We start from the raw sequence: 26,197 nt of genomic DNA, 5'->3' as shown, positions 1-26,197 counted from the left end.
GGTTGTCTCACTACAAAAGTGTAGTGATTGCACTTTTGAAGTGAGTGTGCTTTTCTGGGGGGTATGAACACCCGAATCGCTATCGCCGGAGCCGGCCCCGGCGGGCTCACCTGCGCACGAGTCCTGCAGCGGCACGGCTTCTCCGTGACCGTCTTCGAACGCGAGGATTCCCTCGAAACCCGGGACCAGGGCGGCACGCTCGACCTGCACGCCGACGACGGCCAGCTCGCGCTGCGCTCGGCGGGGCTGCTCGAGAAGTTCCTCGCGATCTCCCGTCCGGAGGGGCAGGAGTGGCGGCGCTACGACACGGCGGCGAACCTGCTGACCCACCTGGTCCCCGAGGAGGGGGACACCTTCGCACCCGAGATCGACCGCGGCGAACTGCGCCGGATGCTGCTCGACTCACTCGAGGAGGGCACCGTCGAATGGGGGCAGCGCCTGCTCGAGGTCACCCCGATCGCGGACGGCGGGGCCCGGATGCGCTTCGCGAACGGCAGCCGGGACTTCGACGTGGTGGTCGGGGCGGACGGGGCCTGGTCCAAGGTGCGCCCGGCCCTCTCGGACGCCGTTCCCGAATACCTCGGCGTGACCTTCGTCGAACTCGTGCTCCCGGACGCGGACACCCGGCACCCGGAGATCGCCGAACTGGTCGGCAACGGCTCCGCGCTGGCCAAGGCCGCGGGCAAGGGACTGTTCCCGCAACGCAACGGGGACGGGAGCATCCGCTGCTATGCCGCGCAATCGGTGCCGCCGGACTGGTTCGCGGACGTGGACTTCGCCGATCCGGAGGCGGTGCGCGCCCGGCTGCTCGCGGACTACGCGGGCTGGGATCCGCGCCTGCTCGCCCTGATCACCGAGGCCGAGGGCGAGCTCAAACACCGCCCGCTGTACGGACTTCCGGTGCCGCACCACTGGGACGGGGTTCCCGGGATCACCCTGCTCGGCGATGCCGCGCACCTGATGGCCCCGCTCGGGGTCGGGGCGAACCTGGCCATGCTCGACGGGGCCGAACTCGCCGAGGCGATCGCCGAACACGGGGCACCGGACGGGGTGCGCGCCTACGAGAAAGTCATGCTGGCGCGCTCGGCCGAGACCGCGCGAGAGGTCGCCGAAGGCCTGCACACCCTGCTGGACTCGCCGACCTCCTGAGCTCGGCGACGCAGATACCTCAGCCACGCAGATATCTCAGCCGCGCAACGGGGCGTGCGCGAAATCCGCGATTCCCTCGGCGAATCCGGTCCGCGCGCGGAACCCGAGCAGCCGCCGCGCGCGCTCCGGATCGGCGACCACATGGCGCACATCGGCCGCCCGGGCGCCGCCGACGATCTCGGGTGCCGGTCCACCACAGGCACGGGCCAGTTCCGTTGCCATCTCGGCGATCGTGTGCGGATCCCCGGAGCAGACGTTCAGCGGTACCGATTCCCCGTGCCCTGACTCGGTTTCCAGGGCGAGCCGGTTCGCCAGCGCGATATCGGTGACGTGCACGAAATCCCGCCGCTGCCCGCCGTCCTCGAACACCCGCGGTGGTTTTCCCTCGCGCAGTGCGGACCGGAACAGCGCGGCGACCCCGGAATACGGGGTGTCCCGCGGCATTCGTGCCCCGTACACATTGTGATAGCGCAGGGCGAACACACTACCGCCGGTCTGCACGGCCCAGGCCGTCGCGAGGTTCTCCTGCGCCAGTTTCGTTGCCGCGTAAGTACTTCGCGGGCGCACCGGGGCGTCCTCGGGGACCAGCCGGGACTCCAGTCCGGCCCCGCAGTCCGGACAGCGCGGATCGTAGCTGCCCGCCGCTAGATCGGCCTCGGCGCGCGCGGCCGGGGTGACGATCCCGTGCCGTGCGCAGTGATAGCGGCCCTCGCCGTAGACCACCATGGAGGAGGCGAGCACCAGCTTCCGCACCCCGGTCTCGTACATCGCCGCGAGCAGTACCGCGGTGCCGTAATCGTTGTGCAGCGCGTAATCCGGCGCATCGGCGGCCGAGACACCGTGCCCGACCACGGCGGCCTGGTGGCTGACCGCGTCCACGCCGGAAAGCAGCTCGCGCAGCAGCGCGGCATCGGTGACCGAACCGCGCACCAGCTCGTGCCGCGCGCAGTACCCGGGCACCCGGCCGCCGTGTGCCTGCTCGGCGAAGGAGTCGAGCAGCAGTGGCTCGTGGCCGGATTCGGCGAGCAGATCCGCGATGTGTGAACCGATGAATCCCGCCCCGCCCGTGACAAGCACTCGCATATCCGGAAGCTAACCGGATACGCCCGCCCGCACAGCGCATCCGAACCGGATGTCAGGGAATCGAAAGAATTACGATGAATCGTTTCCGGGGTGCGAACCGCGCCGACAGGAGTACCGTCAGAGACGCGCATTCCTCGTTTGTTGGGAGTGAGTGGCTATGAGTGCTGTGATTGTCACGATCATCAGTCTGCTCGGTGCGCTGATCGTCCTCGGCCTGTGCGCGCTCGGGGCGAGCCTGCGGGTGGTGAAGCAGTACGAGCGCGGACTGGTGTTCCGGTTCGGCCGCACCCTGCAGCGGGTGCGCGGTCCCGGCCTTGCCGTGCTGATCCCCGGGGTGGACCGGCTGCACAAGGTGAACATGCAGGTGGTGACCATGCCGGTGCCCGCGCAGGACGGCATCACGCGGGACAACGTGACCGTCCGGGTGGACGCGGTCATCTATTTCCAGGTCACCGATCCCTGGCAGGCCATCGTGAACGTGGAGGACTACCGTTCGGCGATCTGCCAGGTGGCCCAGACCTCGCTGCGTTCCATCATCGGCAAGAGCGAGCTCGACGATCTGCTTTCCAACCGGGAGCACCTCAACCAGGGCCTCGAGATGATGATCGACAGCCCGGCGCTGGGCTGGGGTATTCACATCGACCGGGTGGAGATCAAGGACGTCTCGCTGCCGGAGACCATGAAACGGTCCATGTCCCGGCAGGCCGAGGCGGAGCGGGAGCGCCGGTCCCGGGTGATCTCCGCGGAGGGCGAACTGCAGGCCTCGGCGAAACTGGCCCAGGCCGCCGAAGCCATGGCCTCGACCCCGTCCGCCTTACAGCTGCGCCTGCTGGAGACCGTCGTGGAGGTCGCCGCGGAGAAGAACTCCACGCTCGTGCTGCCCTTCCCGGTCGAACTGCTCCGGTTCCTCGAACAGTCGACCGGTTCAGCGACTGCGCAGGAATCCACTCCCGCGCAGGAGGCGGAGGCGGCCGTGCGCGGCGAGGATGCCGAGGACCACGAGGACGGCGCCGAGCGGCTGGTTCCAGTTCAACGGCTCGTCGAGGAGGAGCACGCCGAGCAGCACGCCGACCACGGGTGACAGATAGGTGACCGCGGCGGCGTTCGCCGCGCCCCACGCGGCGACGATGTTGTTGTTCCACACATAGGCGAAGCCGGTGCCGAACGCGCCGAGGGCGAGCATGCTCAGCACCACGACCGGATCGAGCCCGGTGATCGGAGTGCTCGCCAGCCACGGGGTGACCAGCAGCATCAGCACCGCGCCGGTGAGCACCTGACCGAAGGCGAGCGAGGCGGCGTCCATCCCGCGCCCGGCAACACTGCGCCCGGCAAAGAAGTGGCGCAGATAGGCGAACGCGAGGCCGTAACAGGTCGTCGCGCCGAGGCAGGCCAGCTCGGCGAGCAGGTCACCGCCCTCGAAGGCGTGCCACGGCCCGATGATGGTGAGCACGCCCGCGAACCCGAGGCCGAGCCCGATGCCCCGGTCCCTGGTGATCCGTTCACCCCGGACGAACGCTGCGGCGAAGGCGAGCGCGAGCAGCGGGGTGGTGGCGTTGAGAATACTCGCCAGCCCGGAGGAGATCCGCTGTTCGGCCACGGAGAACAACAGGAAGGGCAGCACGCACAACAGCAGGGCCACCACCGTCAGATGTGCCCAGACCCGTGGTTCGCGGGGCACCGGCCTGCGGGTGACCAGTAGCAGCGTGCCGAGCGCGAGCGCGCCGAAGACCAGCCTGGCCAGTACCACCTGCGCCGGGCTCAGCGCGCGCAGGCCGATCTTGATGAACAGGAAGCTCGTTCCCCAGGCCAGCGCGAGCAGGACGAACTGGCCGGCGATGTTCCGCGTCCGCATCGGTGCAGCGAACTACATCTCGGCCGCCGGGTGCTGGCGTGTTCCGGACGGGGAATCTTCTCCGCGCGAGGGATGCCCGATCCGCCGAAACCCTGCTACGCTACCTACTCGTCAGTAGGTAGCTCGAAGAGGAGATGCTCATGGCACGGTCAGTCGCTGTCCCGAACCGGAAGACCGTCGAGCCCGCCGAGGACTACGGATTCTTCGGCCCGGATTCGGTGACCTGGCGGGTGTGGAGCTATCCGACCTCGCTGACCGTGGGCTTCCAGCGCGCGGTGGTCGTCGAGGAACTGGATCCCGCGCTGGTCGCCTCCGTCGACGAGACTCACGCGATCTGGGACCGGCCGCGCACCCGCTACGACCGCACCCTGCGCTACTTCGCCCTGGTCGCCTTCGGGGACAGCAGGGCCACCTCCAAGGCCGCCGATGTGCTGGTCAAGGTGCATTCCAAGGCGGTGGGGATCGAACCGCTCTCCGGTGGGCAGTACGACGCCAACGATCCTCGCTCGCAGCTGTGGATCCACCTCACCGCGTGGCACTCGATCCTCTACGCCTACGAGCGTTACGGCCCCGGCAAGCTCTCCGAGCAGGACGAGCTGCGCTACTGGCAGGAGTGCGCCGTCGCCGCCGAACTGCAGACCTGCGCGGGGGAGCACATTCCCCGCAACCGCGCCGAGGTTCGCCAGTACTTCGAGGAAATGCGCCCGCAACTGGTCGGTTCCCAGGTCGCCAAGGACACCATGAACCACCTGCTGCAGGCCGATGTCATGCTGCCGAAACTGCCCGCCGTGTTCCGCCCGGTCACCAAGGGCATCGCGTTCGCGCTGCGCAAGGCCACCGTGGCCACCATGCCGCGGTGGATGCGCGAACTCGGCGGGATCCGGCAGAGCCGCGCCATGGACGCGCTGGTGCGGCCGCTGGCCAGGATCACCTTCGCCCTCGCCCATCTCAACCGCAAGTCCGAGCTCCGGATGCTGGGTGTGCTGTCCCCGAGCACCGTCTCGGTCGTCGCGCCGGTGCTGCTCGGTGTGCCGCCCCGCAATCCGGAGACCCTCACCCCGGCCCAGGCGCGGGAACGCTACGGCTACACCGAACCCGCCACGGCGCACCTCGAACTGCGCGCCCGTCAGGCGGAACGGGCGCTGGCCGGAAAGCGGCGCAGCGATGAGGGGATTCGCGAATCGGAGCCCATTCTCGGCTCCACCGCGTAGTGAGCGAGGGAACGGTAGTTGAGTGAGGGAGCGCCACGGGGCGCTCCCTCGGCTGTTCAGATCGAGTAGTCGACGTTGACCAACGGCGAGTTCGGCCGCGCCTGGGCGCGGACCTCGAGGTTCGATGCGCTGTTCGCCGGCCACTTGACCGAGCCGGAACCGGACTGCCCGCAGCCGACCGACTGCCACTTGTCCGGGTTCTTGGCCTTGCCCATCCTGGCCTGCACGCACGCGTACTGGTTGGTGCTCTCCTGGACCTTCCAGGAGACCTTGAGCTTGCCCTTCCAGCCACTGGCCGGGCTGGTGTAGGAGCACTGTTTGGAGACCGGTCCCCACTTGAGCAGGGCGCCGGATGCCGAACCCGAGCAGACACTCTTGGCGCTCGCGCCCGCCGCCGAGGCCGGGGCCGCGCCGAGACCGAGCGACAGCGCCGACACCACCAGGGAGGTTCCCACGGCGGCGACGGCCCGGCCACGCTTGGTCGACTTCACTTCGTTCATGTGCACCCTCGTGCTTTCCGTTGAATGACACCGGCCAACTGACGGTGAGATTCTTACCAACAAGGCAGGGTTCACGTAAGGTCTTGACACACGTTCGGGCTAACGGCGCTTTCCTCTGGGTGGCATCGCCGCGTTCGCGCTAGGTTTCCGCGAGCAGGAACGCCTCGCCACTCGTCGGGCGCAGGCCGTCCGCCCGGTTCGCGAAGTAGCGCTCGGTCAGTTCGGCCGAGGACACGTGGTGCGCCGTGGCGAACCCGGCGGCGCGGGCAAGGGCGAGCATTTCGGTCGGCCGGAAGAAACTGCGGAACGGAGTACCGGAGGTGCGCGCGGATCGCACCACCTGCTCGATGAGTGCCCGTTCGGATGCCGCGGCGAGCTCCACGGGCAGCAGGAAGGTCAACGCCAGCACGGACCCCTGGGCGAGGCGCGCGATCTCGCGCAGTGTGGCCTCGATCGCGTCCTCGGTGAGGTACATGACGACCCCGGTCGCGGCCACCACCGAGGGGCGCTCCGCGTCGAACCCCGCCGTCACCAGTCGTTCCCGCCAGGATTCCCCGGCTTCGAAATCGACCGGAACGAACTCCGGGTGTGGCAGGCCCAGTTCGGTGAGCCGCCGCCGTTTCCAGTCCTGGGTTTCCGGCTGGTCGATCTCGAAGACCCGCAGCCGCGCGGTGAGATCCGGGCGCCGCTGCGCGAAGGTGTCCAGCCCGGCGCCGAGGATCACGTACTGCGGCACGCCCCGTTCGGCCTGCTCGGTGACCAGATCCTCGACGAACCGGGCCCTGGAGACCATGCCCGCCCGGAAACCGCTCGTGGTGACCGGATCCATGTCCGCGCGGTCGCGCCAGTCCGGCTCGGGATCGGCCAGCCGCAGGCCGATCTCGTCGGTGAAAACCGGGGGCGGCGCGTCGGATTCGAGGTGCCGCGCCCGCCACAGTGCGGTGCGGACCGCGGTGCTGTCCGGGACCTCGGTCATGACATTCCCCGCCCTTCGCCGAACCGCGTATCCTCGGCTCATCCTACGGCGGCGATTCCGGTCATCGCCGGGATTCGAGGCGGGACCACTGCGCGGTGGGGCGGCCGCCGGTGCGTTCCAGACCGCCCGCGCCGAACGGTTGCGGCCACCCTTCGGGGGAGTCCTCCCAGTTCTCCTGGCGGCCGTACACGGTCAGGTCCAGCAGCCCGTAGCTCGGCGCCATCACCTCGACACCGCGCCCGCTCGTCGCGTAGGTCTCGAACACCCGCTCGCCCGTGCGCAGATAGCTCGCCAGCAGGAACGGCCCGCGCCCGGCGAGCAGTTCGTCCGCGCTGTCGAGCACCGAGTACCAGGGCATGTCCAGGCCGAGGAAATCGCGATAGCGCACGCTTTCCGCGTACGGACCCTGGCAGAAGGTGGCATAGGTGACGTCGCTGGCGTGCAGATAGGACAGTTCGCGGATCTGGCTGTTGTAGAAGGTGCAGCCCTCGCACTGTTCGGCGGCCGGTTTTCCGGTGTGCCACATGTGGAAATAGGCGATCAGCCGGGTACGGCCCTCGAACACATCCACCAGGCGCACCGGGCCGTCCGGGCCGGTCAGCGACAGCTCCGGGTCCACCTCCACCATGGGCAGCCGCCGCCGGGCAGCCGCGATCGCATCGCCCTCGCGGGTGTGCGCCTTTTCCCGGTCCAGCAGGGCATCCCGCTCGGCCTGCCAGGTGGCCCGGTCGACCACCGGGGGCAGTGCGTCATTCGTCATGGCTTTCTCCTCGGTTCAGGTGTTCGCGCAGTGCGTCCAGGCGGCCGTCCCAGTCGCGGGCCATCGCCGCGAGGAACTGCTGTGCCACCCGCATCGGGGCCGAGTACAGCCGATAGCGCACGCGGCGCCGTTCCCCGGGCTCGGCGGTGACCAGTCCGGCCTCGGTCAGCAGGTTCAGGTGCTTGGCGATCGCCTGCCTGGTGATCGGCAGCCGTTCGGCGAGATCGGTCGCCGTGGCCGGGCCGTGCGCGGCGAGCGCGGTCAGGATGGCGCGCCGGCTCGGATCGGCGAGGGCGATGAAGACCTGTTCGGCGATCGCCTCGGTGTCATGCGGCATTCAGATAGTCGACCAGTTCGCCGAGTTCGCGGGTCCATCCCTCGGTGTGTGATTCATAAGCCTCCTGGCCGGGCAGCTGGGCGAACCCCGTCTCGATCATGGTCAGCCGGGTCCCGGAGCCCGTCGGTTCGAGGGTGAACTCGACATGGGTGTGCACCGGGTTCTCGCCGTCGGAGGCGGGCCAGGAGAACGCGAACACCCGCGGTTCCGCCACCCGCTCCACCACCATGTCCACCGCATGGCCGTGGCTCCAGGTCAGCCGCGCCGTGCCGCCGGGGCGCAGTTCGATCCGCGCCGACTCGTCCCCGAACCAGGTACCGAGCCCTTCGGCCGTGGTGAGCGCCCGCCACACCACCTCCGGTGGATGTGCCAGCTCGACGGTCCGTTCGATGCGATCGGGGAATCCCATGGCCACCTCCACTGTATGGCAACTGATTGGTTGCTACACTATGGCAACCAGTCAGTTGCGTCAAGGATGAGTTGCAAGTTGCCTCACTCCTTCGGAGTAGTTGGGAATCCCTGATAGGACAAGGGTTTCCCGGTTCGCGCGGTGCGGTAGGGTGCTGCTGCCGTGAGGGCCGAGGATGGAAGGGCTGTGAGACCAGTGGGTGGCATCGACGACGAGTGGGCCGAGCTGGATGTGGATCTGGATCGGCCGAACGCGGCGCGGGTCTACGACTACTACCTCGGGGGCGCGTACAACTTCGCGGTGGACCGGGAGTTCGCGCACCAGGCCGAGCAGCTGCTGCCCGATGTGAAGTACGTGGCCACGCTGAACCGCCGGTTCCTGCGGCGCGCGGTCCGGGAACTGTCCGCCCTCGGGGTGCGCCAGTACCTCGATCTCGGTTCCGGGATCCCCACGGTGGGCAATGTGCACGAGATCGCCCAGGAAACCGATCCGGAGGCACGCGTCGTCTACGTGGACAACGAGGCCGTCGCGGTCATGCACAGCAAGCGGATCCTCGCGGACAACCCGAACGCCGACATCGTCGCCGCCGATTTCCGGAAACCCGCCGCGATTCTCGAGGACCCGGTCACCACGCGACTGCTGGATTTCGACGAACCGATCGCGCTGATCATGTGCACCATCCTGCATTTCATCCCGGACGAGGACGATCCGCGGGCCATCCTCGGCCGGTACCGGGATGCGCTCTGCCCGGGCAGTTATCTGGCCATCTCGCACGGAACCACCGACAACCGGCCGGATCTGCAGGCCTTCGGGGACTCCTACCGCAAGACCGCCAACCCCGTCACCCTGCGCAGCAAGGCGGCGATCGAACCGTTCTTCGACGGCTTCGAGTTCATCGAACCGGGCCTGGTGTTCACTCCGCAATGGCGGCCGGACGAAACCGAGACCGACACCGAACCGGAGAAGTCCGGGGTCTACGCGGGCGTCGGCCGCAAACCCTGATCCGGTCAGGCCTTTCTGCCGAGGAAGGCCAGCCAGCGCGTCTGCTCATCGGCCCCGTCCGGGCACGGGGCCCGCGGGGCGAACATGCCGGTGGCGCGGACGACGATCGCCCGCGCCACCGGTGCCGTGCGCCGCAGCAAACCGGTGTCCAGGGTTACCGGAACTCCGATGGCGTGCCCGATATCCCAGCTGTGCGCGAGGAAATCCAGGGTGACGACGCCGAGGAATTCCCGCAGCCGTGCGTCCGGGTGCGCCGCGACGAAGGCAGACGGCGCGGGATTCCCCAGGGAGGTCACGGTGAGCGAGAGCGCGGCACGTGCGCCTCGCCAGGTGTCGCGGGGATCCGCACCGGCGAGCTCGCCCGGTCGCTCGCTTCCGGGGCTGCCGGTGCGATCGAGGTAGTCCTGCCCGGTCGCCAGGTGCCGGACGAGTTCCAGGCCCCAGATCGTGTGGCCGACCACGTCCCGCACGCTCCATTCCGCGCACTCCGAGGGGGCGTCCCAGTCCCGCGGCGGCACCTCGGCCAGGACGGTTTCGAAGCAGTCTTGCGCGGCCCGGTAATCCGCCAGGACCTCGTGCGCGTTCATCTCCATCACCCCACTGAACCCCCGACCCGGCTCCGATACAACCGGATCGCGTAGCAGAGCCCGCTCGTCGCGAACAGGACACCGGCCAGGATGAGCCAGCGCACGAGATAGGGCTCCTGAGTCTGTCCGGTGGCGGCCTGATAGGTCGGCGCGCCCTGTTCGATGATGCCGGGGAAGAACAGCACGAAGGTCAGCGCGCTACCGAGCACCGGGACCCGCACATAGTTCAGCGGGGAAACCGGCGCGATGTTCGCGAGCAGGCTCGTGGCCCGGTCGGCGAGCGCGTAGATCGGGAACAGGATCAGGTCGTGCCCGATGACCGCGCCGAGGAACCAGACGAGCATGATCAGGGCGAGCGGGTCGCCGAGTACGAAGGATGCGGTGTACCCGGCCAGTGCGAGGCTGGCGAGCAGGATGAGCAGGTGTGCGCCGCGGATCGTTTTCGCCCGCATGTCACGGTTTCCGGAATTCGATCGAGCGGACCCATTTGGTGCAGTGCACCCCGGGCAGCGCGGGCACGATGATCCGCGCGGGGAAGCCGTGGTCGGGGCTGAGTACCGCACCGTTGACCCGTAGTGCGAGCAGGGAGTCGGGATCGAGCACCTGGTTGGACTGCAGCGTCACGCGGTTGAATCCGGCCCGTTCCACGGAACTGACGAGTGCCGATGCCGGTTCGGGTACCCCGGCGAGCGCGGCGAGATCGCGCAGCCGTACGCCACTCCAGGTCTGGGTGGTCGACCAGCCTTCGACGCAGGCGATCGGGAGTTCGGCGGTGTGCTGGGGCATCGCCTGGAGCGCGGACCGGTCGAACCGCAGCGGCGCGCCGCCGCCGGAGAGGGCCAGTCGCCAGTCCGCACCGGTTTCGGCGGACGTGATACCGGCGGCGTTCGCCGTGCGGTTCACCTGGAAGTCGTTCGGCCCAGCACCGTAGTTTCGCCCGCGTGGCAGGAGAATTGCCGCCGAGCGGGTGGCCCCGCCGAGGGTTTGGCCCGCGCTCAGCACGCCGAGCAGTGCCGAACCGCCGAACACCAGCCCGAGCGCGCCGCGCCTGCTCATCGTCGGCTTGTGCGGAGCCCGTGCCACGAGTCCGTCCGGGTCGGGTGGTTCAGCCTCGGTGTCCGTGCGGGAGGTGCGCAGTTCGCTGCGCAATGAGCGGGATCGCAGTGCCCGCACCATTTTCGGCAGCTTGAGCGCCACATGCGCGAGGAAACCCGCGATGAACACCCAGGCGCCGTAATAGTGCGCGGTGTAGAAACTGAACCCGAAGAGATAGTCGTACTGAATGTTGAGCACGCCGGTGGCGATCTCGAACAGGATCCCGCCGACGAGCAACAGCAGCGTCAACCGTTCGAGCAGCTGCACGAGCGAGCGCGCCGGTGGCCACTGGAACAGTTTCGGGATCACCGACCACAGTTTCGCCAGCACCACCGGGATCAGGATCAGGCCGAGCAGCACGTGCAGTCCCTGGGTCAGCCGGAACAGCCAGGACGGCCGGGTCGGCCAATCGAAGAACGGCAGATGCAGCCAGCCGACATCCCCGGGAATCGCCTGCCCGAACCGCGGCCCATAGGCGATGTAGTCCAGCAGACCGGTGATGATCACCAGCGGCAGCGTCGCCAGCAGGACCGCGCCGAACAACGAGGTCAGCCACGGCCCGCGCAACGGGCTGCGCCACGCGGGCCCGCGCCCGGATGGCAGCCACCGCCGCGTTTTCGCCGACATCGTTTCCCCGTATCACCGGAATCGCTTGGACACCGAGAACTGTAGGCATTCCACGGCTGCGCGGCAGTGTTCGCGGGCACACGGTAAGGAAACCGCAAGATGTGCCCGGCCGGTTCGCGATTCGAACCTCGTTGTCGAGTCAGGAGTGGCTGAACCGGTTCATCGAGAACCTTGAGTCTGTGTCAGCCGCGCTGTGTAGGCTGCGGCTTTGCGTTGTCGGCGTACGGATGAACGTGTTGGCGGTGCTGAAGAAACGCGGTGTGGCCGATCCCCAATGCCGCAGCCACGGCATCGGGTCAGCTCGCGACTGGTGAAACTGGGCGACGGTCTCCGACGGTCTTTCGTGCGTGGCGGGTCGCTGGGGACGAGTTCACGACGACCGTGATCAGCGTGCCAAACGCCCCTGCGTAAAGCTACTCGCAGTCGTTTGGCATCCCTCGATCCGATGGCTGGAAAGCGCGGTTCACGTTCGGGCGATTTTCTGGTGAATGGCGGGAATCACCCCACCCGAATACCGGGCATTCACCGTTCTCGCCCGGTCACGGCTTCGATGAGGTATTTCCGCGCCAGGGCGTCGATTGAACTTCCCCCTTGAACCGTGGCGGCGGTGGGCTGAACCGTGGCGGCGGAGGGCGTGGTGAACCTGGTATTGGATATGCGCGAACTGGTCGCTGAGGTTGCTCGTGAGCTGCGCAACGCAGACGGTCGCTCAAGCGTTCCGGCCGCGGAGGTCAAGCTGTTGCATCGCCGAGGCGGTCGCTGCGCGGGACACCGGAATGGCTCAGGACCTGGTGCGCGAACACCTGCACCACACGCGCCGGGTGGTGTTCGCCGAGCGCGGCTGAACCACGCTCAGCAGGGCGGCCCGGACAGGTCGTGTGTCTCCCGGTCCTCCGGAACACCGGCGATGTGGTCCTCCATCAGCTGCTGGGCCGCCGCGCCGTCCCCGTTCTCCAGCGCCTCGATCAGTTTCTCGTGCTCGGCGACGCACCGGGCGGCCACATCCTCGAACTGCCACACGGATGCGGTGTGCGGAACCGGGTAGCTGTCCCAGAGCCCGGCCAGGTGCCTGGCAAGCAGTGCGGGCCCGCCGATGTGCGCGATGGTGGCGTGGAACCGCCTGCTGCCCTCGGCCAGTGCCGTGGTGTCGTGGGCCTGCTGCGCGGACCGCATCTCCGCGTGGATGGCGCGGAGTTCGGTGAGGTCGTCCCCGGTGATGTGGTTCGCGGCCAGATTGGCGGCGAGTCCTTCGATGGCGGCGCGCAGCTGGTAGAGCTCGGTGAGGGCGTCCGGGCTGAGTTCGGTGACGGTGGCGCCGTAATGCGCCTGATAGGTGACGAGTCCGGTGCTTTCCAGGCGGCGCAGTGCCTCGCGGACCGGGGTGATGGAGACCCCGAGGCGTCCGGCGATCTCGTCCTGCAGCACGGGGGTTCCCGGTTGCAGGGTGCCGTCGAGGATCTCCTTGTGCAGCACGGTGTGCACGTAGTCGGCCCGGCTGGTGGGCGGGCGGCTGCCGACCGCGGCGGCCACCGGGCCGTTCGGTTCCCCCGGTACTGACGCTTTCCTGCGTGCCACGTCCTGGATTCACCCTGTCCCTGCTCGAGCGCTGCTTGGTGTCGTCACGATAACGGCGTCTCACTCCATCAGACCGTCGACTCCATCAAACGCTCGAGGACCTTGACATGCAAGCAGTAAGTTATAAGTTATAGATATGCCGCTCAGCAGCCTCCGGGTGATCGACGCCGCAACCCTGTTCGCCGGTCCGCTGGCCGCCACGATGCTGGCCGACTTCGGCGCCGATGTGATCAAGATCGAGCACCCGCGCCTCGGCGACCCGGTGCGCGGACACGGTTGCCTCGCGGGCGGAGCGGGGCTGGAATGGAAGCAGCTGTCCCGCGGTAAACGCGCCACGGCGATCGACCTCGGGCACCCGGAAGGACAGGAGATCGCCCTCGGGCTGCTTGCCGATGCCGATGTGCTGATCGAGAACTTCCGGCCGGGCACCCTGGAGCGCTGGGGACTGGCCCCGGAACGGTTGTGGGAGCTCAACCCGGGACTCGTGATCGCCAGGGTCACCGGCTTCGGCCAGATCGGACCACGGTGCGGCGAACCCGGATTCGGCACCCTCGCCGAGGCGATGAGCGGGTTCGCCGCGACCACCGGGCAACCGGACGGGCCACCGACCCTGCCACCGCTCGCCCTCGCCGACGGGGTCGCCGGGCTGGCGACCAGCTTCGCGATCATGGTCGCGCTCGCCGCGAGGGACCGCACCGGTCGCGGTCAGGTCGTCGATCTGGCCATCATCGAGCCGATACTGACCATGCTCGGCGCGCAGATGGCGGCCTACCGGGCCTTCGGCGTGGTGCCGCGACGAATGGGGAACCGTTCCGCGAGCAACGCGCCACGCAATATCTACCGCACCGCGGACGGGCGCTGGCTCGCCGTTTCCACCAGTGCGCAGTCGGTCGCCGAGCGGGTGCTGCGCCTGGTCGGCAGGGCGGATCTGGTCGAGTGCGACTGGTTCGCTTCCGGAAGCGGGCGAGCCCGGCACGCGGAGCAACTGGACGAGGCGGTCGGCGCCTGGATCGCCGCGCGCTCCGCGGCCGATGTGCAGGCGGCGTTCGCCAAGGCCGAGGCCGCGATCAGCCCCATCTACGAGGTACCGGACATCGCCGCCGACCCGCAGTACCAGGCGCTGGGCACGTTCGTGGACCTCCCAGACGCCGACCTCGGTTCGGTGACGCTGCAGAACGTGCTGTTCCGGTTGTCCGAGACACCGGGCGAGGTGCGCTGGGCGGGTCAGTCGCTCGGCGCGCACACCACCGAGGTGCTCGGCGGTCTGGGCTACGGCAGGGACCGGATCGCGGAGCTGCGCGCGGCGGGGGTGATCGCATGACCGGGTACGCGTTCCCGCTCACCCTGCTCTACGTCCCCGCCACCAGGCCCGATCAGTTGCGCAAAGCCCTGCGCTCGGGTGCCGATGTGGTCATCCTCGACCTGGAGGACGCGATCGCGCCGAGTGCCAAGGAATCGGCGCGCCGGATGGTGCTCGACTCGCTGGCCGAACTGGCCGAGTGCCCGCCGGATCCGGTGATCCAGGTGCGGGTCAACCCGGTCCGGACCGATCTCGGGCAGCGGGACCTGCTCGCGCTCGCCGAGCATCCCGCGGTCGAAGGGGTGCGGCTGCCCAAGGTCGAAGGTCCCGACGATGTGGCCATGGCCGAGGAATTCCTCTGCGGTGACACCGCGCCGGACATGCACTGCCTCATCGAATCGGCCGCCGGACTGGAACGGGCCGCGGAGATCGCGGCGACCAGGGGAGTGGCCAGTATCGCGCTCGGTGAGGCCGATCTGATGGCCGAGCTGCGGCTGACCGAGGAACAGGCGCTCACCTGGGCACGCGGCCGGATGGTGATCGCGGCGGCCGCGGCCGGTCTGCCGCCACCGGTCATGTCGGCGTACACCGAGCTGGACGACGATGCCGGGCTCGCGGAATCCTGCCGCTGCGGGCGGGCATTCGGGTTCTGGGGCCGCGCCGCGATCCATCCCCGGCAGCTGCCCGTCATCCGCGCCGCCTTCGCGCCGAGCGCGGCCGAGATCCGGCGGGCGGAGGAAATCCTCGCCGCGATGCGGGACGCCGAAGCACACGGGGTCGGCGCGGTGCGGCTGCCGGACGGCCGATTCGTCGATCGCGCCGTCGCGCTCGCCGCCTACCGCTGTGTCCAGGAGGACACCGAACCGGGCGAGGACGAGGCCGAGGAGGGGCGATGATCACCGGCGGTCTCGGTACGCTCGCCGCCGCGCGGATCGTCGATCTGGCCCAGCCGCTGGAAACCGGGATGCCGTGTTCGCCGAGCCATCCCGGTTTCCGGATGGCGCTGCTGCACCGGCACGGTGACGATGTCGACTCGTTCGGCGGCTCCGGTGCCAATGAACTGATCATGACCGGCGGACACGTCGGCACCCACATCGACGCGCTCTGCCACGTGTCCCTGGACAACCGGCTGCACGGCGGCTGGGAGGCCACCGCGGCCAGCCCCGGCGGGCGCTTCGCGGTGCACGGGGTCGAGACCGTCGCGCCGTTCCTCTGCCGTGGCGTGCTCGCCGATATCCCGGCGCTGCACGGGATCCCGCGCCTCGAACCCGGATACGGCATCACCGCGGAGGACCTGCGTGCCGCGCTGGACGGGACCCGGGCGGGGCCGGGTGAGGTCGTGCTGGTGCGCACCGGATGGCCGCAGCTCTACGGTGAACCCGGCGCCTATCTCGGCCGCGACACCGGGGTTCCGGGGATCACCGGGGAGGCCGCGGAGTATCTCGCCGGGCTCGGTGTCCGCGCGGTGGGCAGTGACACCATCGCCACCGACCGGATTCCGCCCGGTGTCGCGCGCCCCGTGCTGGCCGCGCACCTCACGCTCCTCGTCGAGCACGGTATCCATCTTCTCGAGGTGCTCGACCTGGAAGAGCTCGCCGCCATGGAGCCGATCGAGTTCCTTTTCGTGGCGATCCCGCTGAAGATCACCGGAGCCACCGGATCACCCGTCCGCCCGCTCGCGGTGCTGCCGCCGAAGCGCGAGGAGAAGGAGTCCCAGTGACCACACGTCAGAACCCTGCCGAGGGCCGGTATCGGGTGGAGGTGCACCGTGATGTGCGCATTCCGACCGCAGATCCGGCCGTCACCCTGTCCGCCGATGTGTACCTGCCCGCCGGGGCCGAACAGGTTCCGGTACTGGTCAGCCTCATTCCCTATCGGAAGGACATGTTCGGCGGGCGGGGATACGACCATCCCTTTCGCTGGTTCGCCGAACACGGTTACGCGGGTGTGCTGGCGAATCTCCGCGGTGTCGGTTCGTCCGGGGGAACCCAGCGCCCCCGGCTGGACACCGGAGAGGGCGACGACGGGCTCGCGGTGCTCGACTGGGCCACGGGACGGCCGTGGTGCACCGGTGTGGCCGGGATGTGGGGGATCTCCTACGGCGGGGCGCTCACCATGCGTACCGCCTCCCGTCGTCCGCCAGCCCTGCGTGCGATCATTCCGCTGGCGTGCTCGCTGCATCCGGAGCGGTATCACGGGGAACGGGGCGATCTGGGGCTGTACGCCCGCTGGGGAGCGCAGATGCTCGCCGAACAGCTGCTCCCTCCGGTGCACCGCAACGGTGATCCCGCCGAACAACTCCGCTGGCAGCAGCGGATCCGGGAAAGGGAGCCCCTGCTGCTGGACATGGCCCGGCATCGGCCTGGTGATCCCGGCTGGAGCGAGCGGGTGATCGATCCGAGCTCGGTCACCGCTGCCGCGCTGTGTGTCGGCGGCTGGCAGGACATCTATCCGGACGCGGTGACGCGGTTCTACGAACAGCTTCCCGGGCCCAAGAAGCTGTTGGTCGGCCCGTGGGTGCACACGCTGCCGCAGGATTCCCCGTTCGTGCCGGTGGATTTCCTGCCGATCGCCCTGCGGTGGTGGGACTACTGGTTGCGCGGCATCGAGAACGGAATCATGGACGATCCGCCCGTCACCCTCTACGTGCTCGGCCACGAGCCGCAGTGGCGGAACTACGGATCCTGGCCACCGCCCACATCCAGCCTCGCGCTCAGCATGGACGGCGACCACACGCTTGCCGCGCCACGCCGGGACGCGTCCCCGAGCGCGGAGGCGATCGCCGAGTACCGCTCCGATCCCACCACCGGAGCGCTTTCCGGTCTCGGCGGGGAGACCGGGGGAATCGGCCTGCCCCGGGATCAGCACGAGGACGACTGCCGGGCGGTCATGGCCACCGGCGCGCCGCTGACCGAGGATCTGTTGATCTGCGGCCGCCCCGAGGTCACCGTCCGGCTCCTGGCACACGCGAACACCTCACCGCGGCTGGTCGTGCGGCTCACCGAGGTGGACCCGCACGGCCGCTCCCTGCTGATCAGCAGCGGGCACGAGAGTGTCCACAGTGGAGCCGAGGTGCCCGGTGGCCGCGAGATACACAGCCTCCTGCGGCCCACGACCTACCGGGTCCGCCGGGGGAACCGGCTGCGCATCGTGCTCAGCGATTCCGATTTTCCCCGGCTCACCCCGCTTCCCGAAGCGGGCCTGCTGCGGCTGGCCGCGGTCGACCTCGCGATCCCGGTCCCGGCAGAGCAGGAGGGGGAGCCGACCGAGCTGGCCCTGATCGAGCGGGATCCCCGGACCGCGGACGGCGTCGAGGACCGGTGGAGCATCACCCGGGACGAGGTCAACGACGGGATCGAGGTGGTGATCGGCGGCCGTGGCCGCGGCCGGTCCACCGACGGCAGACACGAACTGGAACAGTCGACCGAGGCACGGGCGAGTGTGCGGCGCAGTGCCCCCGATGCCACGGTGGCGACCGGGGAACACGTCCTGACCGCGCACCTGGACACCGGGGAACGGGTCACGGTCACCGCGTACGTGCGGTGCACCCAGACCGAGCTCGTGGCCCGTGGCGAGATCGCGGTGAACGAACACGTGACCTATGCGAACGTCTGGGAGTCCCCGCTGCAGCGGCCCGTGCAGGCGGTTTCCGGCGATCAGGACTGATCCAGCGGCACCGCCATGCTCTCGGTCCTCGCCGTGCCGTTGGCCCGCGTTCCGGTGCCGGATTCGCTCGTCTCGAAATGCCGCTGCAGCACCTGGCGGGCGCGCACCACCACCGGCTTCCCGATGAACTGACCGTCCAGGGCCGTCGCGGATCCGTTCCCGGTCGCCGCGAGCACCTTCCGTGCCCATGCCACCTCCTGTGCCGAAGGGGCGAACGCGGCCCGCACCACGGGAATCTGGCGGGGATGGATGCAGGACTTCCCGGAGAATCCCAGCGTCGCGGCGTGCGCGGCCTCGGTGGCCAGCGCGGGCATATCGCTGATCGCCGTACTGGCGCCGTCGAGCGGCGGGGCCAGCCCGCTCGCCGCCGAGGCGAGCACCACCTGGCAGCGCGCATGGCCGAGCGCGAGCCGGTTCCGGTGATCGAACCCGAGCTGCCGGGCCAGGTCCGCGCTGCCGAATATCGCCCGGACCACCCCGCGTGCCGAACAGACATCCCAGGCGGCGAGGATGCCCGCCGCGGTCTCCAGGATGGGCACGATTCCGGATACGGCGGGCAATCGGTGCCGCAGCTGGATCACCCGGGATCCCGATTCGGCCTTCGGGAGGACGACGATCCGGGAATAACCGGACAGCATCGCGATGTCCTCCTCGTGCCACGGGGAACCGAGGCCGTTGATCCGCACGGCACCGCAGCCGCCTTCGGCAAGCCAGTCCGCCACATTGCGCCGGGCCACGGCCTTCGCGTCCGGACCCACCGCGTCCTCCAGGTCCAGCACGATCGCATCGGCCCCGCTGTCCCGCGCCTTCGCGAACTGATCCCGGCGGTGGCCGGGCACGTACAGCAGGGTTCGCGCTCCGGAAAAAGTACTCACCGTGTCGTCCATGTCGATTCCTCCCGTGTTTTCCGATGACTGGTAGTGGTTGCCGCGTTCGACAGGCGCATCGCGGGAACCGCGATCACGACGGCGACGGCCGCGGCGATCCAGAAGGTGTCCGCGAACGCGGTCGGCGCCCCGGACCGGTCGAGCTGGGCGGCGAGGACGGTCGCGATCGCGGCGGAACCGATCAGGCCACCGGTCTGCTGAATGCTGGTGAGCGCGCTCGCCGCCCTGGCGACGTGCTCGGCGCGCAGCGAGACATAGGCCGCGGCACTGGCCGGGGTGATCACGCAGCCGATACCGATACCGCGGACCACGAGCGCGATCCCGAGCCACATCGCGGGGGTGTGCGCGGTGAACTGGGTGTAGGCGGCGGTGCCGAGGAACAGCAGGGCGAGCCCGGGAAGGACCACGACGCGCGGCCCGAACCGGTCCGTGAGCCGCCCGGCGAGCGCGGTGGCCACGGCGACGCCGATGCCTTGCGGCGCAAGCAGGATCCCGGCTTCGAGTGCCCCGGTTCCCCGCACCACCTGGTTGTACAGCGGAAGCAGCAGCTGCCCGCCCATCACGACCGACCCGGCCAGGCTCAGGAACAGTGCGGCCGCGGCGAAATTCCGGTTCCCGAACAGTCGCACATCGATCAGCGAACCCGTACCGCGCCGCAGGCTGTGCCGGGCGAACCAGGCCAGGCACAGGCAGCCGAGCAGGATCGGCAGATAGGTCATCGGCGCACCGAAACCGCGGTCGGCCCCGGCCCGGGAGACTCCGAAGACCAGTCCGGCGAGCCCGGCGGAGGTGGCGATGAGCCCCGGCACGTCGAACGGCGTGTTCCGCGGGGACCGGTCCTCGGGTAGCAGTCTCGCGGTGAGCAGCGCGATGATCCCGAGCGGGACGTTGACGTAGAAGATCCAGCGCCAGTTCAGGTCCTGCACCAGTGCGCCGCCGATGACCGGTCCGAGCACCGGTCCGAGCACGGTGACGATGCCGAGCAGCCCCATCACCCGGCCCAGCCGCGCCGGTCCGGCCGCCTTCGCCAGGATCGTCTGGGACAGCGGGACGATCAGCCCACCGCCGACTCCCTGGAGCGCGCGGAAGCTGATCAGCGAGGGCATCGACCACGCCAATCCGGACAGTGCCGAGCCGAGCAGGAAAACCGTGATCGCGAACATCCACAGGTGTCTCGCACCGAACTTGTCGACCGCCCAGCCGGCCACCGGAATGACCGTGGCCAGTGCCAGCAGGTAGGCGGTGATCGTCCACTGCGCGACCGGGATCGGCGCGCGCATCTCCCGGCTGATCGTGTCGAAGGCGACGTTCACCGTCGTGGTGTTCAGCAACGTCATTCCGTTGCCCAGCATGACGATTCCGGCCAGCAGCCAGACCCGCGCGTCCAGCCGGTCACGGTCGCCGGAGCGCCTGGTGGGGTGAAAGTTCGTCCAGGCCATGAGTCAGCCCCGCAACCCGGTTCCGGCTCCGCAACTGCTCCGGAGCAGACCCGACAGCGATTCGGTGAGCTGCGCGACCTCCTCGGCGGAGAACCGGTTCGAGGGGAACAGGTATCGGATGCTCAGTTCGCCGCGGAAGGTGAACACGCTGTAGATGGGGAACGCGTCGGAGATCAGGTCCACGGCGCTGGAGAAACCGAGGAACCTCGGCTCGGTGAACCGTTCGAGCCGGGCGTGCACGTGGCCGTTGTTGCTGACCTGGGCGATGGCGAACCGGGGATCGAGCGGGGAATCCGGAAGCGCCGAGAGCACCATCGACAGTTCGGCGGGGGAGAGGAGTTCCCGTCCGGCGATCGCGGATTCCAGTTGTGCCTTCAGTTCGCGCCCCGTAGCGTAGGGTGCCCGATCGGGACGGACCGCGAGCTCGGCCTTGTGGATCTTGACAAGCGCCGTCGTCTCGGTGGCCGTCACCGCCGGGATCACCCGGGAGCGGAGGTTCACCGGTGACAGGCAGATCATCGGAACCGGTGCCGATGTCCGGCTGCCGTGGGCGCATTGGGTGCCGAGGACCGACCCGGCGATCAGCGCGTGCACCGTCGTCCCGTGGTCACGGGCCGCGGTGAGCAGTGCTGCGGTGTCCCGCTCGTCGAATCGGATGTAGCCCTGGTGCGGCGGGACCCGATGCCAATCTTCCTGCTGTGCCAAGGGAAAGCGGTCCGGAAGGCTGCGCCATCGTTCGGCGAGCAGGTCCTGCGGTGAACGCGGCAGCGAGGTGCCCGGCCCGATCGAGGTCTCGATTCCGCGGACGGTTTCCGCGTAGATTTCCCACAGCTCATCGAAAATCGCCCGCAGGCTGTGGCCGTCCACGATCGCGTGATCGATACGCAGCGCCACGAATCCACCGCCGTTTTCCCGGACATGAATCAGCCTTGCCATGGCATGGGCCGGATTCCACGGGCCGAACGCGTGCCGGAGCAGTACCTCGTAGTCGCCCCTTGTCCGGATGTCCTCGGGCTGATGACCGGGCTCGACGTAGAGCAGCGAGCCGTGCCTTCCGGTTTCCACCCGGCCGCGCAGCACCGGATGCCGAAGGCACAGCAACTCGAATGCCTGTCGCAGGTACCGGTGCTCCACCGCGCCCCGGTATTCGGCGACATGGGTGGGTGCCGCGCCGAGGTGTTGCTCTTCGATCGGGTCGAGATACCTTCGCAAGCCCATTGTCGCCCACCTTTCGGAGATCCACGGCATCGAGCGTAGGAACCGGGAAATGCGGGAGGGGATTGGTCAACGACACCTTTGGGTCGTTTACCGTCAGGCAGAATGCGCGTACTGACGGTGGTTCGTGCCGCTGGGCGGAAACCACGGAGGCATCGCGGGGCCGAGCGTATTCCGGAACGGGTGGCGGCGAACCGATCCACTAGCCTCGCCGGGGTGAGTACCACACTGCTTCAGGTGAGCGATCCGCACATCAGCGAGGACCCCGACACCGTCGCCCGGCTTCGGCGGGTGCTCGATCTTCCGCCCAGCAGGCGACCGGATGCGATCATCGTGACCGGGGATGTCGCCGACAACGGCCGCGCCGAGGAATACCGTGCGTTCGGCGCGGCGATGACCGGCGGGCTGCCGTGGATCGCGATTCCCGGCAATCACGATCACCCGGACACCTTGCGGGAAGTGCTCGGCCAGCAGCGGTGCCCGGTCCTGGATGTCGGCCCGGTGCGGGTGATCGGCCTGGATGTCACGGTGCCCGGCGCGGATCACGGTTTCCTGGACGAGGAAACCGTGCGCTCGGCCGAAGCCGCGGCAGCCGGTGCAGGACACGTGGTGCTCGCGCTGCATCAGCCGCCGGTCCCGATCGGGCACGCCTATGTCGACGCGATCATGCTCCGCAATCCCGAGGCGCTCACCGCGCTGGTGGCGCGGATCCCGGGGGTGCGCGCGATCCTGAGCGGACACGTGCACACTCCGCTCGCCGCCTCGCTTTCCGGGGTTCCGGTGCGCGGCGCGCCCGGCGTCGTCTCCGCGCTCACCCTGGTTCCGGATCCGCCGGAGATGCGCGGCGACTGCCCGCCGGGAATGGCGCTGCACCACATCACCGAGGAGGGCGATGTGACGACGACCTTCCATCCCGGTTTCTGAGGTACCGCTCGCCGAAACAGGGAGTCAGGGCCCGAGCCTTCAACGTTTGAGCACTGCGGCGAGTGGTTCGAGCGCGGCCAGCGGATCGGGACCGATCGGGACGAGCACCGCGCTGCTTGCCCCGGCCTCGTACAGCTGATCCAGCCGGGCGCGTACCGTCTCGGGGGTTCCGGCCAGCGCCAGCCGGGCGACCCACTCCCCGGGCATGGCCTCGGTGAACTCCTCGCGGGTGGCGCAGCGCTCGCGCAGTGCCCGCAGTTCACCGGCGAACGGCAGCGGGTTCAGGTGCGGTGCCCAGTCCGGTTCGCCGATCCACTCCAGGCCGGGCCGGGCGTGCTCCACGGCGACCGCCGGATCCGGGTGCACGCTCGCGATGTTGTAGGCAACGATGCGATGCGCTCCGGTGGCCGCGATCTGTTCGCGCGCGGCCCGCACGTATTCCGGGGTGCTGGGTTCGGCGAGCACGGTGCCGTCCGCGATCCGCCCCGAGGCGGCAAGTGATCGTGGCCCGCGCACCCCGGCCAGCAGCTCCGGGATGTGCTCGGGCACCGCGCGGGATTCGAGGGCGACCCCGTCCAGCACGACCTGGCCCGCCGATTCGGCCCGCTCGCCGCGCAGCAGGGCACGCACGGCGGTCAGGGTTTCCTCGAGCAGCCCGAGCGGGCGCGGGGTGTGCTCACCGACCGACCGCATCCAGGCGGGCATGCCGTGCCCGATAGCCACTTCGATCCGGCCGGGGAACAGCTGGCCGAGTGTGGCGATCTCCATCGCGGCGAAGGCCGCATTACGCGCCGCGGCGGGAAGGACACCCACGCCGATCCGGATCCGGGAGGTCGCGGCGAGCAGTGCGCCCGCCTGGGCGATCCCGCCCCGGAAACCGAGATCCTCGACCACCCAGAGTTCGTCGAAGCCCAGTGCCTCGGCGCGACGGCCGTATTCGAGGATCCGCCCGGAGTCCAGATCCCGGGGCAGCATGATCCCGGTCGCCGGTGTTCCCATGTGCCGTTCCTTTCTCTGGCCTCAATCCGTGCCGGATCCCGCGACGACGCGGACCGCCGCATCGAGTCCGGAGCACTGCGCGGCCTGTTCGCGGAATTCTCGTGCCCGAGCCCGGTAGCGCGGCTGCCGCAGGACTTCGCCGACCGCCTGCCCGATCGCGCGGGCCGAGATGCCGCGCCTGCGGACCCCGATGCCGATCCCGCTCCACCGTACCCGCGCGGCGACCTCGGCCTTGTCCTGCGAACGCCCGACCGCGACAACGGGAACACCGTGCCGGATCGCGAACCCGACACCGCCGTAGCCCCCGTTCGTCACGAAGGCCGAGAGGGCGGGGAAGACCTCGTCGTAGGGCAGGGCACCGGCGAGGCGGGCGTTCGCGGGCAGGGCGAGCCCGTTTCCGGTTTCCCGGCCGCCGAGCGAGACCAGCACGTTCACCGCCTTCGTTTCGAGCGCGGTGAGGGTGGGCCGGACCAGCTGGTCCAGGTCGGGTTCCGCGGACCCCTGGGTCACCAGCACGGTGGGGAGCCGGGAATCCAGCTCCGCCCACCAGTCGGGGAGCGGGTGTGCCCCGGTATCGCTGACCGAGAGCGGACCGGCATAGTGCACGCGCGGGCGGGACTGCGCGCGCGGATACTCGAAACCGGGAACGGTGAGTTGCACGATATCGTCGGTCAGGGTCAGCCAGTCGAGGAAGAACAGCGGCAGCTCGGCGCCCGCTGTGTGCACTGAATCTCGGGCGATCCCTTGCAGGGAACGGAAAATTCCCGCGTGCATGGCGAACCCCACCGCCCGATTGCGCAGCCGTCCGAGTGCCCCGTTCGCCGGGGGCAGGCCCAGCCCGGCGGGAGCGAGATCCGTATCCGGCAGGTTGAGCGGATTGCTGCCCCAGGCCACGATCCGCGGCCGGTCTCGCCGTGATGCCGAGGAGCGCAGTGCCACGGGGATGGCCCCGAAGAACATCGTCTCGACCACGACCGTGTCCACCGGTTCCGCGTCGAGCAGCTCCTCGATTCGTGCCGCCTGCGCGGGAATCGGGCGCAGGAAGACATGTTCGAGATCGAACTTGCCCTGCGCGAGCTCGCCGAGTTCCCGCCGCTGCGGGAAGGTTCCGTCGGTATCGTCCTCGTCGAAGTCGATCCGCGCCGGAAGTGGTTCCCACTGTGCTCCGGTCCCGGTCACCGCATCCCGGTATCGGCTCCCGGTGAGGAACCGGACCCGGTGCCCGAGCTCGACCAGGCGGCCCGCCAGCGGAAGGAGCGGCATGACGTGCCCGCGAAAGGGCCCCGCGCAGATCAGTACGGCAGTCATCGTCCCCGTCCCGCTCATATTCGATACAGTCGAAGTGTAGCGAAAAGGAGGACACGTGGCGAAGCAGACCCGCGAGTACCGTTCCCCGGTGCGTGCGGCGGCCGCCGAGCGGACCCGGCAGGCCGTGGTGGATGCGGCGGCCGAGCTGTTCTCCGAGCAGGGCTACGCGCCGACCACGATGCGCGCCATCGCCGAACGAGCAGGCACCAGCGTGGAGACCGTGCACGGACACGGCCCCAAAACCGCCCTGTTGCGCGCCGCTTTCGAATCCCGGTTCGCGCCGGTTCCGGAGACCGGCATCGGCGAGGGTGAGACACTCGAACCGGCGCGCGTCGAACGGGCACTGCGCCCGATCGTGCGGCGATTCGCCGATTCCGTGGGGGTGTATCGCGCCCTGATCGCCGCGGCCGACACCGATCCGCAGGTGTGTGCCCTTGTCGCCGAACTACGCACCGTCCAGCGCAACCAGATCGGTGAACGACTGCGCCCGCTGCTCGGTGCCCGCGCCCGTGCGCAGACCGCCGACGCGCTGGCGCTGCTGGTGTCGCACACCGCGTTCGAACACTTCGTCACGCACTGCGGCTGGTCCCCGGCCCGGTACCGGAACTGGGCGGCGCGCGCGATCTGCGCCGAGCTGGGCTGAGACCGGCTCAGCTGCTGTTGCGTGGGGTTGCTTGGCAGTCGACGGGCTCGGCGTGCCGGGGATCGAGGGCATTCAGAATGTCCTGTGCGGCGACCGGATCGGTGGCGAGGAGGCCGTGTTCGGAAAGGTCAGCGGGACACTGGTCCTGAACGACGATGTTGCGGGTGTTCGGCAGGGCCGGTGCCAGACCGTTGGTATAGGGCGCGACGGCTTCGTCGTACTTGGTGACGATGCTGGTGTAGGTCACCTCGTGCGGGAATGCCTCGCCGGTGTTCACCTTGTTGATGTAGTCGGACCCGGTCAGCAGCTGAGGTCCCGCAGGATAGATGTGATCGAAGATGCCGCGCACGAGTGGTTTCGCCCCGGCTTCTCGGGCCAGCTGATAAAGAACGTCGACGCCATAGAACTTGCTGCCCTGCCACAGGGGTGCCAGATTGACGGACTTGTCCACCTTGGCCGCGCCGCCGAGGTAGTTCAGGTAATAGCGCGGCATGGCGGTTCCTTCGGAATGGCCGACGAGGTCGACTTTCCGGGCGCCGGTCGATGCTCGTACCTTGTCCACGAAGGGCGCCAGATCCCTGGCGGCGCTCACTTCCATCCTGGAGGTTCCGCCGATCTGGCTGAGCGGGCCGGGAAGTTCGGATTCGAATCCG

General features: G+C 69.1%; 26 protein-coding genes and 1 pseudogene. 10 read left to right on the top strand and 17 right to left on the bottom strand.

What is annotated here, in order from left to right:
• Window positions 1–63: 63 nt before the first annotated feature.
• Complete coding sequence (locus AD72_RS21740; RefSeq protein WP_031468392.1) at window positions 64–1,149, top strand: FAD-dependent oxidoreductase; 1,086 nt, start codon at window positions 64–66, stop codon at window positions 1,147–1,149.
• 36 nt (window positions 1,150–1,185) lie between these two features.
• Here AD72_RS21740 and AD72_RS21735 read toward each other — a convergent pair whose 3' ends face one another.
• Window positions 1,186–2,232: an NAD-dependent epimerase/dehydratase family protein gene (locus tag AD72_RS21735; protein ID WP_031468391.1), complete on the bottom strand. Its 1,047-nt coding sequence runs from the start codon at window positions 2,230–2,232 to the stop codon at window positions 1,186–1,188.
• Window positions 2,233–2,389: 157 nt separating this feature from the next.
• Here AD72_RS21735 and AD72_RS35870 point away from each other — a divergent pair, with 157 nt between their 5' ends.
• Entirely contained in the window at window positions 2,390–3,313 is a 924-nt protein-coding gene (locus AD72_RS35870; protein ID WP_082469089.1) for a slipin family protein, read from the top strand.
• On the opposite strand, the pseudogene AD72_RS21725 reads toward AD72_RS35870, so the two are convergent.
• Window positions 3,275–4,084, bottom strand: a pseudogene (locus AD72_RS21725) (DMT family transporter); the annotation flags it as partial. The gene AD72_RS35870 and the pseudogene AD72_RS21725 overlap by 39 nt on opposite strands.
• Before the next feature lie 140 nt (window positions 4,085–4,224).
• Here AD72_RS21725 and AD72_RS21720 point away from each other — a divergent pair.
• Window positions 4,225–5,295 (top strand): oxygenase MpaB family protein, encoded by a 1,071-nt coding sequence (locus AD72_RS21720; protein ID WP_031468388.1) that lies wholly within the window; start codon window positions 4,225–4,227, stop codon window positions 5,293–5,295.
• Between the two features lie 56 nt (window positions 5,296–5,351).
• Here the strand turns inward: AD72_RS21720 and AD72_RS21715 are convergent, their stop codons facing one another.
• The 5 genes from AD72_RS21715 to AD72_RS21695 form a co-directional block, all read right to left on the bottom strand.
• Window positions 5,352–5,795: a hypothetical protein gene (locus AD72_RS21715; RefSeq protein ID WP_031468387.1), complete on the bottom strand. Its 444-nt coding sequence runs from the start codon at window positions 5,793–5,795 to the stop codon at window positions 5,352–5,354.
• A gap of 139 nt (window positions 5,796–5,934) precedes the next feature.
• Window positions 5,935–6,771 carry a class I SAM-dependent methyltransferase gene (locus AD72_RS21710; protein ID WP_031468386.1) on the bottom strand — a complete coding sequence of 279 codons (837 nt, stop codon included), beginning with the start codon at window positions 6,769–6,771 and terminating at the stop codon, window positions 5,935–5,937.
• A 61-nt stretch (window positions 6,772–6,832) separates the two neighbouring features.
• Entirely contained in the window at window positions 6,833–7,531 is a 699-nt protein-coding gene (locus tag AD72_RS21705; protein WP_031468385.1) for a DUF899 family protein, read from the bottom strand.
• Entirely contained in the window at window positions 7,521–7,868 is a 348-nt protein-coding gene (locus tag AD72_RS21700) for an ArsR/SmtB family transcription factor (protein WP_031468384.1), read from the bottom strand. The genes AD72_RS21705 and AD72_RS21700 overlap by 11 nt, the downstream gene beginning before the upstream one ends.
• Complete coding sequence (locus AD72_RS21695; protein WP_031468383.1) at window positions 7,858–8,277, bottom strand: SRPBCC domain-containing protein; 420 nt, start codon at window positions 8,275–8,277, stop codon at window positions 7,858–7,860. Before AD72_RS21695 ends, AD72_RS21700 begins: the two co-directional genes overlap by 11 nt.
• A 195-nt stretch (window positions 8,278–8,472) precedes the next feature.
• On the opposite strand from AD72_RS21695, the gene AD72_RS21690 reads away from it, so the two are divergent.
• On the top strand, window positions 8,473–9,279 hold the full coding sequence (locus AD72_RS21690) for an SAM-dependent methyltransferase (RefSeq protein ID WP_082469088.1): 807 nt from the start codon (window positions 8,473–8,475) through the stop codon (window positions 9,277–9,279).
• 5 nt (window positions 9,280–9,284) lie between these two features.
• Here the strand turns inward: AD72_RS21690 and AD72_RS21685 are convergent, their stop codons facing one another.
• From AD72_RS21685 to AD72_RS21670, 4 genes are all read right to left on the bottom strand, one after another.
• Entirely contained in the window at window positions 9,285–9,866 is a 582-nt protein-coding gene (locus AD72_RS21685; RefSeq protein WP_037346875.1) for a TIGR03086 family metal-binding protein, read from the bottom strand.
• 5 nt (window positions 9,867–9,871) lie between these two features.
• Window positions 9,872–10,318, bottom strand: coding sequence for a hypothetical protein (locus tag AD72_RS21680; protein WP_031468380.1), 447 nt, complete (start codon window positions 10,316–10,318; stop codon window positions 9,872–9,874).
• Window position 10,319: 1 nt separating this feature from the next.
• A complete protein-coding gene (locus tag AD72_RS21675; protein WP_051898866.1) occupies window positions 10,320–11,588 on the bottom strand; it encodes a molybdopterin-dependent oxidoreductase in 1,269 nt (422 codons plus the stop codon).
• Window positions 11,589–12,440: 852 nt separating this feature from the next.
• The gene (locus AD72_RS21670) at window positions 12,441–13,163 is read right to left on the bottom strand and encodes a GntR family transcriptional regulator (protein WP_197285039.1); all 723 of its coding nucleotides are present in this window, start codon (window positions 13,161–13,163) and stop codon (window positions 12,441–12,443) included.
• A gap of 136 nt (window positions 13,164–13,299) precedes the next feature.
• Here AD72_RS21670 and AD72_RS21665 point away from each other — a divergent pair, with 136 nt between their 5' ends.
• From AD72_RS21665 to AD72_RS21650, 4 genes are read left to right on the top strand one after another with little or no spacing between them, the layout of a single operon-like run.
• The gene (locus tag AD72_RS21665; RefSeq protein WP_031468377.1) at window positions 13,300–14,484 is read left to right on the top strand and encodes a CaiB/BaiF CoA transferase family protein; all 1,185 of its coding nucleotides are present in this window, start codon (window positions 13,300–13,302) and stop codon (window positions 14,482–14,484) included.
• On the top strand, window positions 14,481–15,359 hold the full coding sequence (locus AD72_RS21660; protein WP_051898864.1) for an HpcH/HpaI aldolase/citrate lyase family protein: 879 nt from the start codon (window positions 14,481–14,483) through the stop codon (window positions 15,357–15,359). The genes AD72_RS21665 and AD72_RS21660 overlap by 4 nt, the downstream gene beginning before the upstream one ends.
• Window positions 15,356–16,183: a cyclase family protein gene (locus AD72_RS21655; protein WP_031468375.1), complete on the top strand. Its 828-nt coding sequence runs from the start codon at window positions 15,356–15,358 to the stop codon at window positions 16,181–16,183. The genes AD72_RS21660 and AD72_RS21655 overlap by 4 nt, the downstream gene beginning before the upstream one ends.
• On the top strand, window positions 16,180–18,129 hold the full coding sequence (locus AD72_RS21650) for a CocE/NonD family hydrolase (protein WP_051898863.1): 1,950 nt from the start codon (window positions 16,180–16,182) through the stop codon (window positions 18,127–18,129). Before AD72_RS21655 ends, AD72_RS21650 begins: the two co-directional genes overlap by 4 nt.
• Here AD72_RS21650 and AD72_RS21645 read toward each other — a convergent pair.
• From AD72_RS21645 to AD72_RS21635, 3 genes are read right to left on the bottom strand one after another with little or no spacing between them, the layout of a single operon-like run.
• Window positions 18,120–19,016, bottom strand: coding sequence for an HpcH/HpaI aldolase/citrate lyase family protein (locus AD72_RS21645; protein WP_031468373.1), 897 nt, complete (start codon window positions 19,014–19,016; stop codon window positions 18,120–18,122). The genes AD72_RS21650 and AD72_RS21645 overlap by 10 nt on opposite strands.
• Window positions 19,001–20,455 (bottom strand): MDR family MFS transporter, encoded by a 1,455-nt coding sequence (locus tag AD72_RS21640; protein ID WP_037346862.1) that lies wholly within the window; start codon window positions 20,453–20,455, stop codon window positions 19,001–19,003. The genes AD72_RS21645 and AD72_RS21640 overlap by 16 nt, the downstream gene beginning before the upstream one ends.
• 3 nt (window positions 20,456–20,458) lie before the next feature.
• A complete protein-coding gene (locus AD72_RS21635; protein WP_031468371.1) occupies window positions 20,459–21,673 on the bottom strand; it encodes a phthiocerol/phthiodiolone dimycocerosyl transferase family protein in 1,215 nt (404 codons plus the stop codon).
• Between the two features lie 213 nt (window positions 21,674–21,886).
• Between AD72_RS21635 and AD72_RS21630 the strand changes: the two genes are divergently transcribed.
• Window positions 21,887–22,594, top strand: coding sequence for a metallophosphoesterase (locus tag AD72_RS21630; protein WP_037346860.1), 708 nt, complete (start codon window positions 21,887–21,889; stop codon window positions 22,592–22,594).
• 39 nt (window positions 22,595–22,633) lie between these two features.
• On the opposite strand, the gene AD72_RS21625 is transcribed toward AD72_RS21630, so the two are convergent.
• Together AD72_RS21625 and AD72_RS21620 are read right to left on the bottom strand one after the other, a co-directional pair.
• Complete coding sequence (locus AD72_RS21625) at window positions 22,634–23,593, bottom strand: LLM class flavin-dependent oxidoreductase (protein WP_031468369.1); 960 nt, start codon at window positions 23,591–23,593, stop codon at window positions 22,634–22,636.
• 21 nt (window positions 23,594–23,614) lie between these two features.
• The gene (locus AD72_RS21620) at window positions 23,615–24,901 is read right to left on the bottom strand and encodes a glycosyltransferase (RefSeq protein ID WP_037346858.1); all 1,287 of its coding nucleotides are present in this window, start codon (window positions 24,899–24,901) and stop codon (window positions 23,615–23,617) included.
• 55 nt (window positions 24,902–24,956) lie between these two features.
• On the opposite strand from AD72_RS21620, the gene AD72_RS21615 reads away from it, so the two are divergent.
• Complete coding sequence (locus AD72_RS21615; protein WP_037346856.1) at window positions 24,957–25,544, top strand: TetR/AcrR family transcriptional regulator; 588 nt, start codon at window positions 24,957–24,959, stop codon at window positions 25,542–25,544.
• A 7-nt stretch (window positions 25,545–25,551) separates the two neighbouring features.
• Here AD72_RS21615 and AD72_RS21610 read toward each other — a convergent pair.
• Window positions 25,552–26,197 (bottom strand): lipase family alpha/beta hydrolase (locus tag AD72_RS21610; RefSeq protein WP_031468366.1); only part of this gene is annotated, 646 nt, incomplete at its 5' end.

This window comes from Sciscionella sediminilitoris, from assembly GCF_000737195.2.
Taxonomy (GTDB): Bacteria; Actinomycetota; Actinomycetes; order Mycobacteriales; family Pseudonocardiaceae; genus Sciscionella; species Sciscionella sediminilitoris.
Note: the sequence above shows the minus strand (reverse complement) of the source record. Positions and strands in the feature narration are given on the sequence as shown.